At 62.5% G+C, this 21,609-nt stretch carries 18 protein-coding genes, 1 tRNA gene and 1 pseudogene; 10 read left to right on the top strand and 10 right to left on the bottom strand.

Annotated elements, in window-relative coordinates; genetic code table 11:
* Positions 1–244 precede the first annotated feature (244 nt).
* A complete protein-coding gene (gene sucC, locus LOC54_RS01860; protein WP_279312122.1) occupies positions 245–1,444 on the top strand; it encodes an ADP-forming succinate--CoA ligase subunit beta in 1,200 nt (399 codons plus the stop codon).
* Entirely contained in the window at positions 1,444–2,319 is an 876-nt protein-coding gene (sucD, locus tag LOC54_RS01855) for a succinate--CoA ligase subunit alpha (RefSeq protein WP_279312121.1), read from the top strand. The genes sucC and sucD overlap by 1 nt, the downstream gene beginning before the upstream one ends.
* A 149-nt stretch (positions 2,320–2,468) precedes the next feature.
* Here sucD and LOC54_RS01850 read toward each other — a convergent pair.
* A tRNA-Cys gene (locus LOC54_RS01850) sits at positions 2,469–2,542 on the bottom strand.
* Positions 2,543–2,766: 224 nt separating this feature from the next.
* Here LOC54_RS01850 and LOC54_RS01845 point away from each other — a divergent pair.
* Positions 2,767–3,495 (top strand): protein-L-isoaspartate O-methyltransferase, encoded by a 729-nt coding sequence (locus tag LOC54_RS01845; protein ID WP_279312120.1) that lies wholly within the window; start codon positions 2,767–2,769, stop codon positions 3,493–3,495.
* 69 nt (positions 3,496–3,564) lie between these two features.
* Here the strand turns inward: LOC54_RS01845 and LOC54_RS01840 are convergent, their stop codons facing one another.
* Positions 3,565–4,089: a hypothetical protein gene (locus LOC54_RS01840; RefSeq protein ID WP_279312119.1), complete on the bottom strand. Its 525-nt coding sequence runs from the start codon at positions 4,087–4,089 to the stop codon at positions 3,565–3,567.
* A gap of 135 nt (positions 4,090–4,224) precedes the next feature.
* On the opposite strand from LOC54_RS01840, the gene LOC54_RS01835 reads away from it, so the two are divergent.
* Positions 4,225–5,103 (top strand): EcsC family protein, encoded by an 879-nt coding sequence (locus LOC54_RS01835; protein WP_279312118.1) that lies wholly within the window; start codon positions 4,225–4,227, stop codon positions 5,101–5,103.
* Positions 5,104–5,135: 32 nt separating this feature from the next.
* Here the strand turns inward: LOC54_RS01835 and LOC54_RS01830 are convergent, their stop codons facing one another.
* The 4 genes from LOC54_RS01830 to LOC54_RS01815 form a co-directional block, all read right to left on the bottom strand.
* Positions 5,136–7,832 carry a valine--tRNA ligase gene (locus LOC54_RS01830; protein WP_279312117.1) on the bottom strand — a complete coding sequence of 899 codons (2,697 nt, stop codon included), beginning with the start codon at positions 7,830–7,832 and terminating at the stop codon, positions 5,136–5,138.
* Between the two features lie 234 nt (positions 7,833–8,066).
* The gene (locus tag LOC54_RS01825; RefSeq protein WP_279312116.1) at positions 8,067–8,303 is read right to left on the bottom strand and encodes a hypothetical protein; all 237 of its coding nucleotides are present in this window, start codon (positions 8,301–8,303) and stop codon (positions 8,067–8,069) included.
* Positions 8,304–8,357: 54 nt separating this feature from the next.
* Positions 8,358–9,812, bottom strand: coding sequence for a TolC family outer membrane protein (locus LOC54_RS01820; RefSeq protein ID WP_279312115.1), 1,455 nt, complete (start codon positions 9,810–9,812; stop codon positions 8,358–8,360).
* A gap of 118 nt (positions 9,813–9,930) precedes the next feature.
* Positions 9,931–11,424: a short-chain fatty acyl-CoA regulator family protein gene (locus LOC54_RS01815; RefSeq protein WP_279312114.1), complete on the bottom strand. Its 1,494-nt coding sequence runs from the start codon at positions 11,422–11,424 to the stop codon at positions 9,931–9,933.
* A 137-nt stretch (positions 11,425–11,561) separates the two neighbouring features.
* On the opposite strand from LOC54_RS01815, the gene LOC54_RS01810 reads away from it, so the two are divergent.
* The 4 genes from LOC54_RS01810 to acs all read left to right on the top strand — a co-directional run bounded on the left by LOC54_RS01810 (position 11,562) and on the right by acs (position 17,311).
* Complete coding sequence (locus tag LOC54_RS01810) at positions 11,562–13,076, top strand: MmgE/PrpD family protein (protein ID WP_279312113.1); 1,515 nt, start codon at positions 11,562–11,564, stop codon at positions 13,074–13,076.
* 64 nt (positions 13,077–13,140) lie between these two features.
* Positions 13,141–14,310, top strand: coding sequence for a 2-methylcitrate synthase (prpC, locus tag LOC54_RS01805; protein WP_279312112.1), 1,170 nt, complete (start codon positions 13,141–13,143; stop codon positions 14,308–14,310).
* Positions 14,307–15,224, top strand: a complete 918-nt coding sequence (gene prpB, locus LOC54_RS01800; protein ID WP_279312111.1) for a methylisocitrate lyase — start codon at positions 14,307–14,309, stop codon at positions 15,222–15,224. The genes prpC and prpB overlap by 4 nt, the downstream gene beginning before the upstream one ends.
* A gap of 116 nt (positions 15,225–15,340) precedes the next feature.
* The gene (gene acs / locus LOC54_RS01795) at positions 15,341–17,311 is read left to right on the top strand and encodes an acetate--CoA ligase (RefSeq protein WP_279312110.1); all 1,971 of its coding nucleotides are present in this window, start codon (positions 15,341–15,343) and stop codon (positions 17,309–17,311) included.
* A 75-nt stretch (positions 17,312–17,386) separates the two neighbouring features.
* Here acs and LOC54_RS01790 read toward each other — a convergent pair whose 3' ends face one another.
* Entirely contained in the window at positions 17,387–17,584 is a 198-nt protein-coding gene (locus tag LOC54_RS01790) for a hypothetical protein (protein WP_279312109.1), read from the bottom strand.
* A gap of 296 nt (positions 17,585–17,880) precedes the next feature.
* On the opposite strand from LOC54_RS01790, the gene LOC54_RS01785 reads away from it, so the two are divergent.
* On the top strand, positions 17,881–18,141 hold the full coding sequence (locus LOC54_RS01785) for a hypothetical protein (protein ID WP_279312108.1): 261 nt from the start codon (positions 17,881–17,883) through the stop codon (positions 18,139–18,141).
* 120 nt (positions 18,142–18,261) lie between these two features.
* Positions 18,262–19,590 carry a guanine deaminase gene (gene guaD / locus LOC54_RS01780; RefSeq protein WP_279312107.1) on the top strand — a complete coding sequence of 443 codons (1,329 nt, stop codon included), beginning with the start codon at positions 18,262–18,264 and terminating at the stop codon, positions 19,588–19,590.
* On the opposite strand, the gene ubiM is transcribed toward guaD, so the two are convergent.
* The 3 genes and pseudogenes from ubiM to LOC54_RS01765 all read right to left on the bottom strand — a co-directional run.
* Positions 19,532–20,779, bottom strand: coding sequence for a 5-demethoxyubiquinol-8 5-hydroxylase UbiM (ubiM, locus tag LOC54_RS01775; protein ID WP_279312106.1), 1,248 nt, complete (start codon positions 20,777–20,779; stop codon positions 19,532–19,534). The genes guaD and ubiM overlap by 59 nt on opposite strands.
* Positions 20,776–21,369 (bottom strand): nitroreductase, encoded by a 594-nt coding sequence (locus LOC54_RS01770; protein WP_279312142.1) that lies wholly within the window; start codon positions 21,367–21,369, stop codon positions 20,776–20,778. Before LOC54_RS01770 ends, ubiM begins: the two co-directional genes overlap by 4 nt.
* A gap of 111 nt (positions 21,370–21,480) precedes the next feature.
* Positions 21,481–21,609, bottom strand: a pseudogene (locus LOC54_RS01765) (IS630 family transposase); the annotation flags it as partial.

Below are 21,609 nucleotides of genomic sequence, written 5' to 3'. Positions count from 1 at the left end.
TTTTAAGTGTTTATCTCACTGCCATAATAGGTTATTATCGGCGTCAATCTGTCAATTGATTAAGTGGAATTTTGAAATACAAAATTATAAACTATTTTATATAGTGTAATAAGACCGCAGCCCGGTCCCGGAAAGTTGTTCGACCGCGCCTTGAGACATCCCGTTAAAGGTGCAACGGTTTTGCAAGGAACAGTATGCCCTGCCCCCGCAAGACGGCGTCGTTTCAGGGCTACGGAAATGAAGAATGAACATTCATGAGTATCAGGCCAAGGAACTGCTGAAGTCCTTCGGCGTCCCCGTACCACCCGGCATCGCCGTCCGCTCGCCGGACGAAGCCCGGGATGCCGCAAAATCACTCGGAGGCGATCTGTTCGTCGTCAAGGCACAGATCCACGCAGGCGGCAGAGGCGCCGGACACTACGTCGGAGACCCGGCCTGCAGCGGTGTAAGACTGGTGAAAACCGCAGCCGAAGCCAGGGCCGCCGCCTTCGAGATGCTCGACCGCACACTCGTCACCCGCCAGACCGGGTCGCAGGGCCGGGTCGTACGCAGGCTCTATGTCGAGGCCGGATGCGCCATCGACCGCGAACTCTATCTCTCGCTCCTGATCGACCGCACCGAACGCTGTATCACCGTGGTCGCCTCGGAAGCCGGTGGCATGAGCATTGAGGACGTCGCGGCGAAGACGCCTGAAAAAATCATGAAGATCAGGATCTCGCCCTCACTCGGCCTTGCCGATCACCAGTCCCGGGAACTCGCGACCCGGCTCGGACTGCACGGGCCGCTGATCGGACAGTTCGCAACCATCGTCCATGCCGCCTGGGAGGCCTTCACGACGCTTGATGCCTCGCTGATCGAGATGAATCCCCTCGTGGTCACGAAAGACAACACGCTTCTCGCCCTCGATGCGAAAATGGGCTTCGACGATAACGGCCTCTTCAGACACCGCGCGATCCAGGAACTGCGCGACCCGAACGAGGAAGACCCCCGCGAACAGGAAGCCGCACGCTTCGGCCTGTCCTATGTCAGCCTGGACGGAACCATCGGCTGCATGGTCAACGGCGCGGGGCTGGCAATGGCCACGATGGACATCATCCACCAGGAAGGCGAATCCCCCGCAAACTTCCTCGATGTCGGCGGCGGCTCCTCGCGCGAGAAAGTCGGAGCCGCCTTCCGCGTCCTGCTCAGCGCCCCCGGCCTCGAAGGCGTACTCGTCAATATCTTCGGCGGAATCATGCGCTGCGACATCATCGCGGACGCCGTCATTTCCGCCTGCCGCGAAACCGGACTGAACGTCCCGCTGGTCATCCGCCTCGCAGGAACGAATGTGGAGGAAGGCATGGCCATGATCCGCTCCTGCGGCCTCGACCTCATCATCGCCACGGATCTCGGAGACGCCGCACGCAAAATCGTCACCGCCGTCCGCACCAGAAGGGCCGCCTGATGTCCATCCTCGTCGATACACACACCAGACTCATCGTCCAGGGCTTCACCGGCGCACACGGAACCTTTCACTCGAAGGAAACCCTCGCCTGCCACACGAAACTCGTCGGCGGCGTCACCCCCGGGCGCGGCGGAGAAACACATCTCGGACTGCCCGTGTTCGATACGGTCGAACAGGCACAGCAGCAGCTCCATGCGGACGCCACCGTCATCTTCGTCCCTCCCGCAGGTGCCGCCGATGCCATTCTGGAAGCCATCGCCTGCGAGATTCCGCTGATTGTATGCATCACGGAAGGTATCCCCGTGCAGGACATGCTGCGCGTCCGCATCGCACTAGACCGCTCGAAAAGCAGGCTGATCGGACCGAACTGCCCCGGGGTCATCACACCCGGAGCATGCAAGATCGGCATCATGCCCGCCCCCATCCACCGGCGCGGCCATGTCGGAATCGTCTCCAGGTCCGGAACCCTGACCTATGAGGCCGTCGCACAGACAACCGCCCTGGGCATGGGCCAGAGCACAAGCGTCGGAATCGGCGGAGACCCGATCAAGGGCCTCGATTTCACGGATATCGTCGAAATGTTCCTCGCCGATCCTGAAACGGAATCCCTGATCATGATCGGAGAAATCGGCGGACAGTCGGAAAACGACGCCGCGCGCCTCATAAAGGACAGCAGAACCACAAAACCCGTCGTCGCCCTCGTCGCCGGAATCACGGCCCCGCCTGGCCGCCGCATGGGCCACGCAGGCGCCGTCATCTCCGGCGGAGACGATACGGCAGAAGCCAAGATCGAGGCACTCCGCAGCGCAGGCGTGCACATCGCCCCCACCGCCGCAGACCTCGGCACCACGCTTCAGGCCGTTCTCAGGGGATAAAGAACCGTCACAGATACAGGCGGCTGCTCATATTGCAGCCCGCCGGTCTTCAGCAGCACGGCAAAGCACCTGCAGACGATATAATCGCCTTTAAATCTGATCTGATAATTTCAGGAAAGACTATCATCCCGGACGTCAGGCAACACGTCTGGAGGTCCGGGCGGGAATCGAACCCACGTACGCGGATTTGCAGTCCGCTGCATCACCATTCTGCCACCGGACCAGACGGGATGCCGTCTTATTCCCTGGCCTCACGCCCCGGTCAAGCCCCTGTCCTCACTGATCGTAAACCCGCACGGTCAAGCCGTTGTGTGCATCGGCAGGCTGGTCAGGGTATAAGCCCATCCTGTAAGTATGTCGGAAAGCCGGTCCTCCGGCCCGAAGCCGCATCAGGGCGGCACGGTTTTTCCGAGCCCGTTTTTTTCCGATCAGGGAGGATCCGCAGACGTGTCCACGACAAACACTCCGGCCGGAGACACAGCGCTCCTCACACGTGACAGGGCCGACGCGAACAGCTTCGCGGATGCGCGCTTCCGGATGGTCAATGATCAGGTCCGTCCGGTCGAGGTCAGCGATCCGCGCATCATCGCAGCCATGCGCGTGATCCCCAGGGAAGACTGCCTCAGCGGGTCCGTGCGCCAGTTCGCGTATGCGGACCGCTCCCTGCCGCTCGGAAACGGTCGTATACTGATGCAGAGCATGATCGCAGCACGCCTGCTTCAGGCCGCACGCATCGTCGCCGGAGAGAACATCCTGGTCGCAGCCGCAGGCCCGGGGTATCTCGCGGCCCTCGCAGACTGGCTGGGCGCAAAGGTCACGGCCCTCGAATCCTCACCCGAACTGCTGAAAACCGGACAGGCCTTCACAACGCATGCCGCACCCGGCGTGACCTGGAAAGAAGGCCCCCTGGCGGAAGGCAACACGGAGCGGGGTCCCTACAGCCTCATCCTGTTTGACGGCGCCATCAGCGAAATCCCGGCCTTCTGCTCCGCACAGCTTGCGGAAGGCGGACGCATCGCAGGTATCCTCCGCCGCGATAACGGAACGGCTTCGGTCTTTCTTGCGGAAAGAAACGGGAGCACGGAAAACGGAACAGGATGGGGAATCCGCAGGCAGTTCGACGTGGACGTGCCCTGTATTCCCGAATTCGCCCCGAAAGCCGGCTTCTCCTTCTGACATCCCCCTGAAATAACGCTGTCCGGAGGATGTGCTCCTCCGGACAGACCGGCTCGGGGGGGCTCTGGCTCAGGGCTCTCCGGCCGCTCCCCAGGCACCGGGCGCATTCCGGCCCGAACCTGGCTGCCCGCCATAGGTCGTGTAGGTAAAATCTCCGTTATACGGCGGCACGACTGGCGCGTTCACCGTCACGGGCACACCCAGAACATCAATCTGCCGCGCTCCGGGAAGACGAGTCACCTGCTGCGCGTTCGGCGGCGCGATATCCGCAGGCTTCTCCGCCCGCACACGGGAGGAGAACGCCTGAATCGTCACATCCGTGTCCGTAATCGGCGTATATCCGTCCGGCGGCGGCGGAGCGCCCTCCTGATCCTCGATCGGACGCGCCGAAGTGGCCGGACGCCCGTAGCCGTCCACCCCGCCGGAAGCGGCAGAGGATGCAGCCGAAGCAGACGGAGTATGCGTCCTGTGCGCGTGTGACGGATGACGCGCGGACGCATCGCAGGGCATCAGCCCCAGAAAAACCGCAGCAGAGGCACACAGAAGGGCGCCGGTGCCTGAATATGCCGGAAACCGGCCATCTCTTTTTTTCATCAGACCCTCCTAGTCGTCCTGAGCCATTCTCTTCACCCTGCAACGCAGATCGTCAACGAATGTTTTGCAGCCCGGCGCCGTCAGTATACGTTATCGTCACAGTCTGTAATTCTTTTCAGGTCAGGAACATACGCGATGAACGTTGCACAGGGCAGTGATCTGGCACCCCTCCCGCTCTCGGGAACGGAACTGGAAGAGCTCGAGAAAGCACTCAGCCAGGTCGAAAGCGGACGCGGCGTCCTGGTCCGGCTGGCTGACCTCATGGGCGGTGCCGTCGGCCATGCCACACGTCTCGGAGCCCGCGCGCTGGGACTGAACCCGCTGATCGAGGGCAAGCTGCGCGGCCTTGCCGAATCCTCCATCGCACGCGCCTTCGATATCGCCATCCTGGGCCTGCGTGACGCCGCCTCCCCCGAGGAACAGGCCGAAGCCCGCGCCGCCCAGGAACGCGGCGGACCGGACATGCGCGGCAACGTCCTCAAGGCCGCCGTCGCCGTCTCCGGAGCTGCCGGCGGATTCGCAGGTCTGGCAGGCTTCGGACCCGATATCGCCTTCACAACCGTCACGATCATGCGCGAGATCGCACGCATCGCCCGTGAAGAGGGAGAAGACCTCTCACAGGAAGATTCGCGCCGGGCCTGCCTTGAGGTGTTCGCCCTGCGCGCCTTCCCCAACATCGCGGAAGGCCGGGAAAGCGAACTGGGCTATTTCTCCTCCCGCACCCTGCTGCGCGGCCGCCCCGTCGTGATGCTCATCTCCGAGGTCGCCTCACATTACGGCCTCGCCCTGGGACAGAAACTCAGCGTGCAGATGATGCCCGTCGCAGGCGCATTGTGCGGTGCCGCCCTCAATGCCGCCTTCCTCAACCACTACCGCGCCCTCGCACGCGCCCATTTCACAATCCGGCGCCTTGAGCGTGAGCACGGCCCGGTCGTGCGCGATACGGCAGAATCCCTGCGCGAAGCCGCCAGCGCCCGTGCAGCGGCTGCAAAGGACGCCTCAGCCGCCGCATAAATCCCGGACAAACAAAAAGAAAAGGGGAGTCCTCAGACTCCCCCGATCCGTTCCAGCGCGGCCCGCAGACGGTCCCGCTCACCCAGCTGCGTCACCAGACGCTGACGGGTCTCCTCCACAACCTCCGGCTTGCCGCGGGCAATGAAGTCGGGATTGGCGAGCTTCTTCTCCGTCTTGAGAATCTCACCCTCCGCACGCTCCAGCTCCTTCGCCAGACGCGCCCGCTCCGCATCAAGATCAATCAGGCCCTCCAGAGGCAGCGCCAGTGTCGCCTCATCCACAACCGTCTGAGCCGCACCGGACGGCAGATCCCCCTGCAGAACCCCGACCTCCGACACACGCGCCAGACGCCCGATCGCCTCCTGCCAGCGCCCCGCCCGCGCAACCGTCTCCTCAGACGCATCACGCAGAAGCACCGGAGAAGGACGGGACGGCGGAATGTTCATCTCAGACCGGATCGTGCGGATCTCCGTAATGAACCGGATCACCCAGCCCACCTCCGCACAGGCGGCCTCAGACCCGGAAACAGCCACAGCCTCCGGCCAGGACGCGGACATCAGCCCGCCGGACGGACCAAATCCCATGGATGACCAGATCGTATCCGTCACAAACGGAACGACAGGCTGAAGCAGACGCAGGATCGTTTCCAGAGCCCAGGCCGTCACACCGCGCAGCTCTGCGGCCTCCGCCTCAGACCCGCCCGCAAAAACCGGCTTGGCCAGTTCCAGGAACCAGTCACAGAAACAGTTCCAGACAAAGCGGTAGGAAACCGCCGCATAATCATCAAAACGGCACGCCTCCAGAGCCGCCGTCGCCTCCCGGACCGCCTGTCCCGTCTCATGAACCAGCCAGCGGGACAGAGAGGACCGGACGGAGGACGGATCAAATCCCGCAGCCGGAACAACCCCGTTCATCTCGCACAGACGCGCCGCGTTCCACAGCTTGGTGATGAAGCTGCGGTAATCCTCAACCCGCTTCGGACCCAGCTTCACGTCACGCCCCTGCCCCGTCAGGGCACAGATCGTAAACCGCAGCGCATCCGCACCGAATTCCTCAACAACCTCGAGAGGATCAAGACCGTTGCCCTTGCTCTTGGACATCTTCTGACCACGCTCGTCGCGCACCAGACCATGAATGAAAACCGTGCGAAACGGCACGTCATCCATGAAATGCAGACCCATCATCATCATCCGGGCAACCCAGAAGAAAATGATATCAAACCCGGTCACCAGAACATCGGTCGGATAATACCGCGCAAGCTCAGGCGTCTTCTCCGGCCAGCCCAGCGTGGAAAACGGCCAGAGCCCGGAAGAGAACCAGGTGTCCAGAACATCCTCATCCCGGACCAGCACCTCGTCACGCCCGTAATGCCCGCGCGCCTGCTCCAGAGCCTGCGCCTCATCATGCGCGACGAAAACCTCGCCATCCGGACCATACCAGGCCGGAATCCGATGTCCCCACCAGAGCTGGCGTGAAATGCACCAGGGCTGAATATCCCGCATCCAGGCGAAGAACGTGTTCTCCCACTGCTTCGGAACGAAAGAAACCTTCCCGCTCTCCACAGCCTCGATCGCCGGGACCGCCAGCTTCCCGGCATCGCAGTACCATTGAGTCGTCAGACGCGGCTCGACAATCGCCCCGCCACGCTCCGCATGAGGAACCTGGCTTACATGCGGCTCGATCTTCACCAGATGCCCCAGACGCTCCAGCTCCGCGACGATCTCCTTACGCGCCACATCACGCGAAAGCCCGGCAAGCCCGCGGACAAACGCCGGATCGGCCAGCCCCGGGATCTCGCGGATCTCATCCGCAATCTCATCCAGAACCACGCAGGCGCTCTCATCCAGAACAGTCAGCATCGGCAGATCATGCCGGCGACCCACCTCGAAATCATTGAAATCATGCGCCGGGGTGATCTTCACCGCACCGGTGCCCTTCTCGGGATCGGAATAGGTGTCGGCAACAATCGGCACCCGCCGCCCCGTCAGAGGCAGAACCACATATTTCCCGACCAGCGCGGTATAACGCTCATCCTCCGGATGCACCGCAACCGCCGTATCGCCCAGAAGCGTCTCCGGCCGCGTGGTCGCAACCGTAATCGTCTCCTCACTCCCCTCAACCGGATAGGACACATGCCACAGAGACCCGCGCACCTCCCGGCTGTCCACCTCAAGATCGGAAATCGCCGAACGGAAGGACGGGTCCCAGTTCACAAGCCGCCGGTCGCGATAGATCAGACCCTCGCGATACAGCGTGACAAACACCTCACGCACCGCGCGCGACAGACCCTCATCCATAGTGAACCGCTCGCGCTGCCAGTCAGGAGACGCACCAAGGCGACGAAGCTGCTGCGTGATTGCCCCGCCGGACTCCGCCTTCCACTCCCAGACCCGGTCCGTAAAGGCCTCACGTCCCAGTTCCGTCCGGGATATCCCCTGTTCCGCAAGAGATCGCTCAACCACAAGCTGGGTCGCAATTCCCGCATGGTCCGTCCCCGGCTGCCACAGCGCATCACGCCCCTGCATCCTGCGCCACCGGATCAGCGTATCCTGAATGGTCATGGTCAGAGCATGACCGATATGCAGGGTTCCCGTCACGTTCGGCGGCGGGATCATGATCGCAAACGGTGCCGCGGCACTCTCCGGATGCGCGGAAAAAGACCCGGACGCCTCCCACAGAGCATAAAGACGGGATTCAGCCTCGCCCGGAAGGAACGTCTTGTTCAGCATCTCTCAGTCACCACAGCACATCATATAGGAAAGAACGTTCATATATCCCGCAGACACGGAACAGGACAGAGGACACGCTCCTCTGTCGCAGATACACGGACGTCAAAAAAAACCGGCCGGAAGCCACAAGGGCCCCGGCCGGTCGCCGGTTTCTCCCGACAGCACGGACGCCGCCGGAAATCCCCGGATCAGAAATCCCCGGCCCCGCACGGATGGCAGGCCCGGAAAAGCATATCAGCCCTCGCTGAGACGCTCGATTTCCTTCTGAACAGCGGCCTGCGACGACGTCTCTTCCGACGAAGTTCTTTCCTCGCTCATCTTCTCCTCTGTCCTAGTAAACAGCTTCGGAGACAGCGACGGTGCCTCAGCAACCGGCTGCCGGGGTGAAGACGCGGCCTCCTTCTGCTTCTGCAGAAGCTGACGCAGAGCCGCCTGCACGTTCTCTATTGAATTCTGCCCGTCGTCACTCACGCTTTTCCAGCCCTTATTCTGTTCTGCAATCCGGCACCCGCAACCGCCCGTGCATCAGCGCCCCGGCTGACCGACCGCATAGTCATTGATCCCCCACAGACGATCCTTGACCGCATTGTAATACGCCTGTTCGTCATAAAGGGGAACATTCAAATGCAGATCACGCGCTGTCAGACGCCCGATCGCAGACGCCACCGCATAGGATGACGTCACCATGCTGCTCAGACTCTGCACCAGAGCCACCTGCGCGGAAAGCAGAGTGCTCTGCTGCTGCAGAACCTCAAGCGTGGTGCTCGTGCCCACGATCGCCTGACGCTCGACACCGTCAAGAGCAACATAACCCGCCTTGATCGCTGCCCGGTTGCTGTCAATCGCCGCCTTGTAGGATATCAGCTTCTGCCAGTTCGAAGACGCTGCCTGAGCCGCCGTCCGGCGCTGGATATCAACCGCCCTGTGCTGCGCCTGAGCCTGCTGCTTCGCCTCACGGACGGCCGCATATTCCGAACCCCCCTGATAGATCGGCACCTGAACGTTCAGGGTCGCGGATTTGTAATCGTTCTCAGACCGGTTGGACTGCTGGTTCCGGCTGTGCTGATAGGCCGCAGTGGCAGACACCGTCGGCATCAGAGCTGCCATCTGAACCGAAACCGCATCCTTCTGTGAAGCCTCGCTGAACAGAGCCTCGATCACATCCGGATTATTGGCCACCGCAAGCGCCACGGCTTCCTTCTCGCTCTTGACCGGAAGGGCCAGAGGCTGAGGCGGAACCAGATTGGGCGGCGGCGCCATGCCGATGATCTGCATATAGGTCGCCTGCGCCGTCTGCAGCGTCCCCTCGGACTGCTGGCGCTGCGCCTTGGCGGACGCATAGGCCGCCTGAGCCTGGGCCACGTCCGTCCGGGTGATCTCACCCACATGGAATCGCTCGGTCGTCGCCTTGAGCTGCTCCTCAAGAACGCGCTCGTTGTTGATGTTCAGCTGCAGAAGCTGCTCACCCTGGATCACGTTCACATAGGCGCTGACAACGTTGGTAAAAACCTGCTGCTCAACCGAAATCAGATGCGCCCGCTCCGCCATGACCTTATTGACGGCCTGATGCGTCTGCGCCGTCGTCCGGCCACCGGTATAGATCGGCTGCTGGATCTGCACACCGGCAGTATAGCCGGGCACGTCATACTGGTTGAAACTGCCCGTGGACGGTGCCAGCGGCTGATCCAGAGACCGGCTTCCGGCATACACGCTCCGGCCGGTGTAATAGGTCGCACCGAACGTGCCGGTCACCTTCGGACGCCAGCCCGCCAGAGCCGTCGGCACCCCCTCATCCGCCGCACGCAGCGTCGCACGCTCCTGCTGAAGCGTCGGATTCGTGAGATAGGCCGAGGCCAGAGCCTCCTGCATCGTATGCGGGATATAGGACGGTGCACCGCTCCCGTCATATTTCTGAGCAAGCGCAGTGGAGCTGTACAGCATGGCCGTAAGCCCGAACCCTGCACTCCATACCTGCCGCATACCCTGCCTCCTCAGTGCCCCGTCTTCCGGGCGCCGTAACGAATGCTGCTCATGCCACGCTATGGAAGATTTTTCCACCCGCAAGCCACCCGCAGACCGGTATATTACACTCCGGAAACTATAATATTTCCTGTCCGGGTCGTCTCTCCAGCGTCCGATAAGGTGCAACACCGCGTTCCTCGCTCCCCGTATCAATCGCCATACCGGCCGGCGGAACCGCCCGGTGGCGGCAGTCCGTGCGCGTGCAGGCCCGGCAGCCCGGCCCGATCGGAACCACCATCCGCTCATCATCCGCATCCAGACCCGCGCTGTAGACAATGTCCTGCGCATGCGCCGCGGAACAGCCCAGAACAACCGCAACCTGCCGCGGCCGGTCGAAATAGGACGTCGCCGCATGACCCACCGTGCGCGCCACATTCAGATATAAAGACCCGTCCGTCGCTCGGGACAACTGCACCTGAAGCTGCAGCGGACTGGCAAAACACCGGAAAACATTCCAGCGCGGACATAACCCCCCGAAGCGCGCATGGGAAAACCGCGTCGCGCTGTAGCTCTTGAGAATATTCCCCGCGATATCGGTCTTGATGAAATAGAACGGCAGCCCCTCCGCCCCCGGGCGCTGCAACGTGGACAGCCGGTGGCAGACCTGCTCGAAACTCACCCCGAACCGGCGCTGAAGCTGGTCCAGATCATGCCGCAGCTCCCGTGCCGCCTGACGGAACCGCTCATACGGCAGCAAAAGAGCCCCCGCAAAATAATTTGTCATACCCACACGCGCAATCGACCGCGCATCTCCCGAAGGAAGACCCGAACTCCGCACGGGACGATCCAGAACACGGCTGAAATCAAGCTGGCCGATCACCTGAGCCACACGGAAAATCATACTCTCCGACGGAACCCCGTCGGCCATGATCAGACGCCGCCCCCGGCGGTCAAACCTCCACGCCAGACCATCCCGGTCCAGATCATGATCCGTCACCACACGAATCCCGTGCCGGTCCGACAGATATTTCATCAGCCGCTCCGAGAGCAGCCCCTCCCCCAGCCGCTCGGTTTCGTAAAACTCCTCCGCTGCCCGGTCGATATCGTGAAAATAATTCCGCGCCGCCTGCACCCAGTCCCCCACCGCATCATACGGCGCAGGCCCCGCACCCTCCGGAGCCTCCAGACCCGCACCCCCGCTGATCCGGCCCGGCTCGGACGCCTCCGCCATGCCGGCATCCTCCGGAATCTCCCGCTCCACCCCGGCACGCCACGCACGATACAAAGTGATGAACCGGTCCGTCAGAACGGGCGCCCGCGTCGCGGAGGCCTGAATATCCGCCGGATTCATGCCCGCATTGCGAAACAGCGGATCTCCCATGATCTCACGCAGCGCCTGAATCCGGTGCAGCTCGTCACTGTCCCCGAAATACCCCGCAGGCACACCGAACAGATTGCACAGTTTTAACATCAGAGGCCCCGGAAGAGGCCGCTGCTCATTCTCGATCTGGTTCAGATAGCTGCCTGAAATGCCCAGACCCCGCGCCAGATCGGCCTGCGTCATGGCCTTTTTCAGCCGTAAATCACGAATTCGTGCTCCGGCAAAAATCTTGGACGCGGCTTTCGGCATTCTTCGCAACCTTTGCAAAACAGACGTTCAGCCTCGCATCAATTCGCGTCATTCACCATAGCCGCCTCCCTCTGTGCAGCGTAATTCTGAAGCCCGGCAGACAATCATCAGGGACCTGCTTCCCGGAGAGTTTTTATATGCAGCATCTGGATATCAGGGTTCATCCCGAGAGCGACCGCCTTCCCCGAGAGCAGCAGCTCGCATGGAAGATTGCAGAAGTCGCCGCAGACCCGGTGGACGTGATCCCCGAGGTCGAGGAGATGATCATCAACCGCGTGATCGACAACGCCTCCGTCGCCATCGCCTCCGTCAACCGTCACCCGATCCTCACCGCCCGGGCCGAAGCCCTGGCCCACAGCCGCGAAGGCGGGGCAACCCTGTTCGGCTGCGGCCCCGACATCCGTGTCCACGCGGAATGGGCTGCCTGGGCCAACGGCACCGCCGTACGTGAACTGGATTTCCACGACACGTTCCTCGCAGCCGAATATTCACACCCCGGCGACAATATCCCCGGCATTCTCGCCGTCGCGCAGCAGTGCGGCCGCAACGGCCACGACCTGATCCGCGGCATCGCAACCGGATACGAAATCCAGATCGATCTCGTGCGCGCCATTTGCCTGCACAAGCACAAGATCGACCACGTGGCCCATCTCGGCCCGTCCGTCGCCGCCGGTCTCGGAACCCTGCTCGGTCTGCCGACAGAGACGATCTATCAGTCCGTCCAGCAGGCCCTGCACGTCACGACGGCAACACGCCAGAGCCGTAAGGGCGAGATTTCCTCCTGGAAAGCCTACGCCCCGTCCCACGCCGGCAAGATGGCCGTCGAATCCGTGGACCGCGCCATGCTGGGCGAAACCTCCCCGAGCCCGATCTACGAAGGAGAGGACAGCGTCATCGCCTGGATGCTCGACGGCAAGGACGCACGCTACTCCGTGCCGCTCCCCGGCCCCGGAGAAGCCAAGCGCGCCATCCTGGACAGCTACACGAAGGAACATTCGGCGGAATACCAGAGCCAGGCCCTGATCGACCTCGCCTTCAGGCTGGGCAAACAGGTCAGCAACTGGGAGAACGTGAAGGATATCCTGATCGAAACCAGCCATCACACCCACTACGTGATCGGCACCGGCTCCAACGATCCGCAGAAATTCGATCCGACAGCCTCCCGCGAAACCCTCGATCACTCAATCATGTATATCGTGGCGGTCGCCCTGCAGGACGGAACCTGGCACCACGTCCGCTCCTACCAGCCCGAGCGCGCACAGCGCGAGGACACGGTCCGTCTGTGGAAGAAAATCCGCACGATTGAAGACCCGAAATGGACCGAGCGCTACCACGCCACGGACCCGTCGGTAAAAGCCTTCGGAGGCCGCATCACCATCACCATGAATGACGGCTCCGTCATCGCGGATGAACTGGCCGTGGCCAACGCGCACCCCCTCGGATCAACTCCCTGGACGCGCCCGGACTACATCAGGAAATTCCGGACCCTGACGGAGGATATCCTCGCCGCCTCCGAAATCGAACGCTTCCTGGAGATCGCCCAGCGCCTCCCGAAGCTGAAGCCCGAGGAACTCTGCAAGCTGGAGATTTCCCTCCCGAAGGGCAGCCTCAAAAGCAATCCGAAAACCGGAATCTTCGGGTACCGGAAGTAAAGACCGCACGCAAAACGGGACAGGACTGCCGGAGACGGCAGTCCGCAACCAGGGAGCACGAACAATGAGCCAGGACAACCCGGCCCGGAAAGCAAAAAAATCCGTTGCTCTGTCCGGCGTAACAGCCGGAACCACCGCCCTGTGCACCGTCGGACATTCCGGCAACGACCTGCACTATCGCGGATACGACATCCACGATCTGGCCGAATCCTGCGAGTTTGAGGAAGTCGCGCATCTGCTCATCCACGGCCATCTGCCGGATGCGGGTGAGCTCGCCGCCTATAAGGCACGGCTGAAAGCCCTGCGCGGACTGCCCGAAAACCTCAAGCGCATGCTGGAAAACATCCCGCCCGCCGCCCATCCCATGGACGTCATGCGTACCGGCGTCTCCATCCTGGGCTGCACCCTGCCCGAACGCGGAGACCACAACCCCGTCGGCGCACGCGACATCGCAGACCGCCTGATCGCCTCCCTCGGTTCCATCCTGCTCTACTGGTATCACTACGCAACCAACGGACGCCGGATCGAGCTGGAAACCGATGACGACAGCATCGGCGGACATTTCCTGCACCTGCTCCACGGCACGAAACCGCCTGAAGAATGGGTTCGCGCGATGCACATCTCGCTGATCCTCTACGCCGAACACGAATTCAACGCCTCCACCTTCACAGGACGCGTCATCGCCGGAACCGGATCGGATATGTATTCCGCCATCACCGGAGCCATCGGCGCCCTGCGCGGCCCCAAACACGGCGGCGCCAACGAGGTCGCGCTCGAAATCCAGCAGCGTTACCGCACGCCGGATGAAGCAGAAGCCGACATCCGCAGGCGCATCGAGAACAAGGAAGTCATCATCGGCTTCGGTCACCCGGTCTATACGATCTCGGACCCGCGCAACGAAATCATCAAGCGCTGCGCCGAGAAACTGTCACGCAGGGCCGGCTCCATGACGCTTTACAATGTCGCGGAACGCCTTGAGAGCGTCATGGCCGAAACCAAGAAGATGTTCCCCAATCTCGACTGGTTCAGCGCCGTTTCCTACAACATGATGCAGATCCCGACTGCCATGTTCACACCCGTCTTCGTCATCGCACGCACGACGGGCTGGAGCGGACATGTCATCGAACAGCGCGAGAACGGAAAGATCATCCGTCCGTCCGCCGAATATACCGGCCCCGAAAACCGCGAATTCATTCACATCAGCAAACGCGGAACACTGGAGAAAGCAGCATGATCTGGCTCGAAGGCACCAGCCACAACCCGGTCCCCGCAGGACGGCGCTTCCGCGAGCTCCTCAACGCGCCGGGCATCCTGCAGCTTCCCGGTGCCCATAACGGTCAGGCCGCACTCCAGGCAAAAGACGCAGGCTTTGACGCGCTCTATCTCTCCGGTGCCGCCATGACCGCCAGCATGGGCCTGCCGGATCTGGGAATCATCACCGTGGACGAGGTCGCCTTCTTCGTCCGCCAGATCGTGCGCTCCTCCGGCCTCCCCCTCCTCGTGGACGGAGATACGGGATACGGAGAAACGCTTAACGTCATGAACATGGTCCGCACCTTCGAGGACGCAGGCGCGGGTGCCGTCCACCTCGAGGACCAGATCCTGCCCAAGAAATGCGGCCATCTGAACAACAAGAAACTCGCCACGCCGCAGGATATGGCCATGAAGGTCCATGCCGCAAAAAAGGCCGCACGTGATCTCGTGATCGTCGCACGCACCGACGCCGCCGCCTCCGAAGGCATGGACGGGGCCGTCGCACGCGCAAAACTCTATATCGAGGCCGGTGCGGACGCGATCTTCCCCGAAGCCCTCACCACAGAGGAGATGTTCCGCGAGTTCGCAAAACGCATGCCCGGCGTAAAACTGCTGGCCAACATGACCGAATTCGGACGCACGCCGTTCTATACCGCATCAGAGTTCGCGGACATGGGCTACTCCATGATCATCTGGCCGGTCAGCTCCCTGCGTATCGCCAACAAGGCCCAGGAAAAACTGTACCGGACCATCGCCCGCGACGGCAGCACCGAGGCCGTCGTCGGAGAGATGCAGACCCGCGAGGAACTCTACAAAACCCTGCGCTACCACGAATACGAATCCCTGGATCAGACCATCGTCGCAACCGTCCTGCCCACCCTCGATACCCCCTGACCACACACCCCCGCCGCTGCCGGACCGGCGGAGCAGGAACCGAACAGTCCGGATCAGACCAGACAGACCCCGCCCCTCACACAGGCGGGGCTCGCTGTCTCAGGAGAACAGGTGAGATGTCCTCAGTCACGCCCACACCGCACGAGCTCCAGCCGCAGATCATCATCGCCGGCGTCACACCCGGGCAGACCGCCGCCTATGACGCACTGGTCGCCTTCGGGGAAAGCGATCCCGACGGTTTCTGGCTGAACGAGGCAAAGCGGATCACCTGGACACAGGACCCCACCCGTGCCTCAACCTCCAGCTTCACGGGAGACGTCCGGATCCGCTGGTTCGAGGACGGACGCCTCAACGCCTCCGTCAGCTGTCTCGACCGGCACCTGAAGGAACGCGCGGATCAGCCCGCCCTGATCTGGGAAGGAGAAACCGACGGAGACCGCAGAACGCTCACCTATCGCGAACTGCACACACAGGTCAGCCGGACCGCCAACGCCCTGCGCAGCCTCGGGGTAAAGAAGGGAGACCGCGTCGCCATCCATCTGCCGATGGTCGCGGAAGGCCTCATCTCCATGCTCGCCTGTGCCCGGATCGGCGCGCCGCACGTGGTCATGTTCGGCGGCTTCTCCCCCGAGGGCATCAGTGAACGCCTGGTGGACAGCGGCGCCGTCGCCGTCATCACAGCCGATACGGCGCGCCGCGGCTCAAAACGCATCCCGCACAAGACCGCCATAGACCAAGCCCTGAAACACGCAGGCACCATCGGTGCGGTCCGCAACGTCATCGTCGTCACCGTCACGGGGGACGAGGTGCCCATGAAGGACGGCCGCGACATCCGCTTTACGGATCTCATCAAAAACCAGTCCGCAGACTGCGAGCCCGAGATCATGAACGCGGAAGATCCGCTGTTCCTGCTCTACACCTCGGGAAGCACCGGAAAACCCAAGGCCATCGTCCATGCCACCGGCGGATACATGGTCTGGGCCTCCTATACCTTCGGAACCGTCTATCCGCAGGAACCCGGAGACGTGCACTGGTGCACGGCCGATATCGCCTGGATCACGGGACACAGCTGCGTCGTCTACGGCCCGCTCGCAAACGGCACGACAACCCTGATGTACGAAGGCCTGCCCTCATGGCCGCGCGCCGGTCGCTGGTGGGACATCATCCAGCGCAACCGCGTGACGAGCCTGTTCACAGCACCCACAGCCATCCGCGCCCTCATGCGCGAGGGAGACGATTTCCCCGGCACCTTCGATCTCAGCTCGCTGCGCAGCCTGGGCACCGCCGGAGAACCCATCAGCGCTGATGCCTGGATGTGGTACTATGAAGTGATCGGCAAAAGCCGTGCCGCCGTCATCGATACCTGGTGGCAGACCGAAACCGCAGGCATCATCCTCGGACCGGTCGTGGGTGCAACGCCCATGAAACCAGGATCTGCAACGAAACCCCTGCCCGGGATCGGAGTGGTCGTCACGGACGATAAAGGCAACGTGCTCGAAGGCGCTGCGGAAGGCTGCTTCTGCATCACCACCTCATGGCCCGGACAGGCCAGAACCATCTGGCAGGATCACAAACGCTTCAGGGAAACCTATTTCACCTTCTCTGAAGGCAAATACTTCACCGGAGACGGCGTCCGCCGGGACGAGGACGGATATTACTGGATCACCGGACGCATGGACGACGTCATCAACGTCTCCGGCCACCGGATCGGAACGGCAGAGATCGAGGACGCCGTCGCCGTCGATCACCGCCTTGCGGAAGCGGCCGCCGTCGGCATACAGCACGATCTCAAGGGTCAGGGCATCGTGGTGTTCGTCGTCACCCGCGCCAGCCGCTCCGGCGTCCGTCCCGAAGACATTGCAGCCGTGATCAGCAGAAACGTCGGACGCTATGCCGCGCCGGAGAAGGTCTATCTCGTCAGCGAACTGCCCAAGACGCGCTCCGGAAAGATCGTCCGCCGCCTGCTCCGCAAGATCGCGGAAGGCCAGACCGGAGAGTTCGGAGACCTCTCCTCCCTGGCCGACACCTCGGTCGTGGACACGCTGATCGCAGACGTCGCCCGGCAAAATCAGAGCGAAAATGTCTGATACTTTATTTTCCGGAATGTAACACAAAGAGCCGGTCTGCCCCTGCAGGCCGGCTCTTCCCGTTCAGGCCGTCGCTCAGGCCACGCACATCCCGCGACGGGACAGGACCGCAACCTGCCGGCGCAGCTCAGGTAGATGCGCCATCTCCTGCAGATGCAGATCTCTCACACTCTCATGCGTGGCATAGAACCGGACTCTCCCGTTTTCCTGCGGCACGCACAGGGCGGTCCCCAGAAATATTCCATCCACTTCAATAACATACGATTCAGACATGACACGCCGCTCCGGTTTGCAGGCTCTCGGAGCTGCCGCAGTAAAAGAGCCTTTTCATGGCCTTTGTGCGGCTGATCTCGCTGTCTCCACCCGCCCCGGCCAGCGGAAATTCAGACGGTTAACGACCGGCACAATCCCCGAGAAATATTAATTCCCGGTTTACCTCCTCCGGAAATCCTGTCTGCCCTGACGTCTCATACAAATCGTTTCAATTCGTCACCCGGGTATTAACGCCACGGTAAGCCTCCCGGGATCACCCTGCATCCTCATTCCTCACTCTCTGCAGGAGCAGAATCATGAGCCTCTCCCCCATCTCATCAGACAGCATCAGCAGCCTGTTCAGCACGGACTCATCATCCTCCGCCTCAGGCTCCCAGGCCACAGACTCATCCGGCTCGTCCTCCTCATCGGGAGACACCACAACCACCGCCGTCAACGCGGACGGCTCCATCACCACCACCGTCACGGATGCGAACGGCAATGTGATCTCCACCAGCACCTCGGGCGAACGCAGTGCGGGCGCACAGGATGACCAGGCCCTCGATGTGACGGCCTGAACGGCTTTATATACCCGGGTAAAATATTTTTACCCGGGTATATACCGGATGGAAACATTCCGCATCCGATCGCTTTTCATGTAGCATCGGGCGATCTGAAGCTGATGCGGACAGGCCTCCTTGACCTCCTCCCACGCCCTGCGCGGTACCACCCTCTCGTTTCGTGACAACCCGTTCCTGGCGCCGCCCTCTGAGTGTCTCAATGTCACGGAAGATGCTCTGATCCTTATTGAGGACGGTATCATCAAAGCTGCCGGCTCCTGGCAGGAGCTGTCCCCTGATCTGCCTGCCGGAACGCCGGTCACGCATTATCCGGACGCGCTGATTTCCGCCGGTTTTATCGATACCCACGTCCATTATCCGCAGATATCCGTCATCGCTTCCTATGGTGAGCAGCTTCTGGAATGGCTGACGCGCTATGTCTTTCCGGCCGAGGCTGCCTTTGCGGACCCTGCTGTTGCGACGGAAGCGGCCGGACGGTTCCTGCATGAGCTGCTGCGTGCCGGGACCACCACGGCGGCTGTTTACTGCACCGTACATCCGCAGTCCGCCGATGCCTTTTTCACCGAGGCGCAGAAGCTCGGCCTGCGGATGATTGCCGGAAAGGTGCTGATGGATCGCAACGCGCCCGAGGCCCTGCGGGATACGGTCCGGACCGGCTATGATCAGTCTGCGGATCTGATTGCAAAATGGCACGGGAAGGACCGGCTGTCCTATGCCGTCACGCCGCGTTTTGCCATCACCAGCACGCCTGAGCAGCTTGAGGCTGCGGGGGATCTTCTTGATTCAGCGCCCGGTCTGTTCCTGCAGACGCATCTTGCGGAAAACCGGGAAGAAGTCCGGGCTGTTGCGGAGCTTTTTCCGAAAAGCCGGTCCTATCTCGATGTCTATGACAGGGCCGGTCTGGTCCGCCGCAGATCGGTTTTCGGCCATGCCATCCATATCGACGAGCCTGATCTGTGCCGGTGTCACGAGACCGGCGCGGCTCTTTCCCACTGTCCGACTTCCAATCTGTTCCTCGGCAGTGGTGCGTTCCGCCTGTCTGACGCGGTGGCTGCAGCCCGGCCGGTTCATGTCGGGCTGGGGACGGATGTGGGGGCGGGAACATCCCTTTCCCTGCTCAGCACGATGGGGGAAGCCTATAAGGTCGCGCTGATCGGCGGGCACCGGCTGCACCCGGTTCAGGCGCTCTGGCTGGCGACGCGCGGCGGGGCGGCGGCTCTGGGGCTGGAGGACCGGATCGGCAGCATCGCGGTCGGGATGGAGGCCGATCTCTGCGTGCTTGACGGGGGGACGGACGATTTCCTCCGCTGGCGGCTGGAGCGCTGCGACACCGTGCAGGACCAGCTTTTCGTGCTGATGACGCTTGGTGACGCGCGCTGCGTGCGCGCTACCTGGGCAGGCGGGCGGCGCGTGTATGAGCGGCCGGAGTCTCCTCCGGGTCCGTGAGCATCCGCGTCACGGCGCTTCTGAAGAACGGCATCATCTCTGCGGCCCGCAGACCGGCGCGGCGCACCAGTCCGGGGAGCAGGCCGTCGCGCGTGTAGAGCGAGGCGATCCCGTTCGTTCCGGCGAAAAGGGGCATCGTGACATGGCGGTGCCGCCGCTCGAACCGCCGGAGCACGGAGAGTGCGCCGATATCCTCCCCCCGCTCTGCGGCCCGGGACACTTCCTGCGTCAGTGTTTCCTGACCGCGCAGGCCGAGATTGAATCCGTGGGCGGTGATGGGGTGCATGCCGACTGCCGCATCTCCGATCAGGGCCAGGCGCGGGGCGGCGAAGCGGTGGGCATAGACGCATTTCAGCGGATAGACATGCCGTGTACTGATCAGGCGCATCTCTCCGAAGCGCCCGTCGGTTCTGGCCATGATATCGGCTGCGAACGCTTCCGGCTCCATGTTCAGCAGCCGGGAGGTTTCCTCCGGCGGCAGGGTCAGGACGAGCGAGGAGGCCTGCCCCTGCACCGGCAGCATGGCGATCGTCTGCCCCTCGTCAAACCACTGCAGCGCCACGTTGTCGTGCGGCACGTCATGCGCCATCCGGCAGACCATCATCATCCGTCCGAAATCATGCACGATCGCGCCGATTCCGGCCCGTCTGCGTGTCGGGGAGAAGCGTCCGTCCGCGCCGATGACCAGGCGGGCGGCGATCCGGCGGGTTTCTCCGCTGCTCACGACATGGACGTAATCCGCGTCCTGGCCGCGCCGCACCGTCGCGACACGGCTCTGCGGGCAGAGCGTGATTCCGTTCCGCTCCCGTGCGGAGGCGAACAGGGCGCGGCGGAGTTCGTGATTGGAGACCAGCCAGCCCAGAGGTTCGTCCTGGGAAGACGGGGCATGGAACATCAGCGGGTGATGTCCGCGTCCGGTCTCGACCCGTGCTTCCTTCAGCAGCGAGATCGCGTCCGGTGCCACGCGTTCCCAGGCTCCGGCGGCTTCCAGAAGGGTGCGGGAGTGATGTGTGAGGGCAATCTCGCGCCCGTCAAAGGACGGGGCTTCCCACACGGCCTCCGGTGCCTGTTCCAGAACGGTCACGCGGAATCCGGCATCAGACAGTGATATGGCTGCGGCCAGTCCGGCCGGTCCGCCGCCGATCACGACAATGTCTGATCTCTCTTCCGGATAGAGCTCCGTGCTCACTCTGCCACCTTTCCCTGATCCGCGCCGAAGCTGACCGGCTTTCCGTTCCATTCCGCCACGTAATCCGTGACATCGCGCCGCTTCGGCAGGGTGCGGTCCGGCTCAGGCGTGCCGGTGAAGATGAAGCCCGCCAGGGCATGCGGGGCCGGAAAGCCGAGCTCTGCGGCAAGGACCGGGTCGCAGGTCATCTCTCCGGACACCCAGAGACCGCCGAAACCGGCGAAATGCAGGGCGTTGAGGATGTTCATCGCCGCGGCTCCGACGGCGAGGTCCTGCTCGATCAGCGGAATCTTGTTGTCCGGGCGCAGGTGGCGGCCGAGGATGATCGTCATCGGGGTTGTGGAAAAGCGGTGCCGGCGTTTGTCGATCTTTGCCTGCGGCACGTCCGGATCGAGCCGTTTCATGCTGGCCACGATCCGTTCGGCCACGTCGCGTCGCGCATCGCCGCTGACGGTGATCATCCGCCAGGGGCGCAGTTTTCCGTGATCGGGCGCCCGCATGGCGGCGGAAAGAATGGTCTCCAGAATTCTGCCGGAGGGGGCCGGTTCGTGCAGGGTATCTGCAGAGGCTCGGGACAGGAGAAGGTCCATCGGGGAGGGCACAGGCAGGACTCCTTGGCGCATATCGGGGGCAACATGGACCAGGACTGCCCGCAAGCCAAGAGAAGAGCGTGCCTGGCTGATTATACCAACCATTGATTGCTAGAACCTATGCGCCCAATTACGCAGTCCGATTGACATGATGCGCCAAGGCTGTTCGACGATCTGGTTCCAGGCATGGCAGGCGATATCAACGATATCGTCATAGGTTTTGAAGATTCTGTTTGAGAG

Origin of the sequence: Acetobacter sp. AN02, assembly GCF_029759835.1 — a bacterium.
GTDB lineage: Bacteria > Pseudomonadota > Alphaproteobacteria > Acetobacterales > Acetobacteraceae > Acetobacter.
This window is presented reverse-complemented; position numbering and strand designations above follow the sequence as displayed.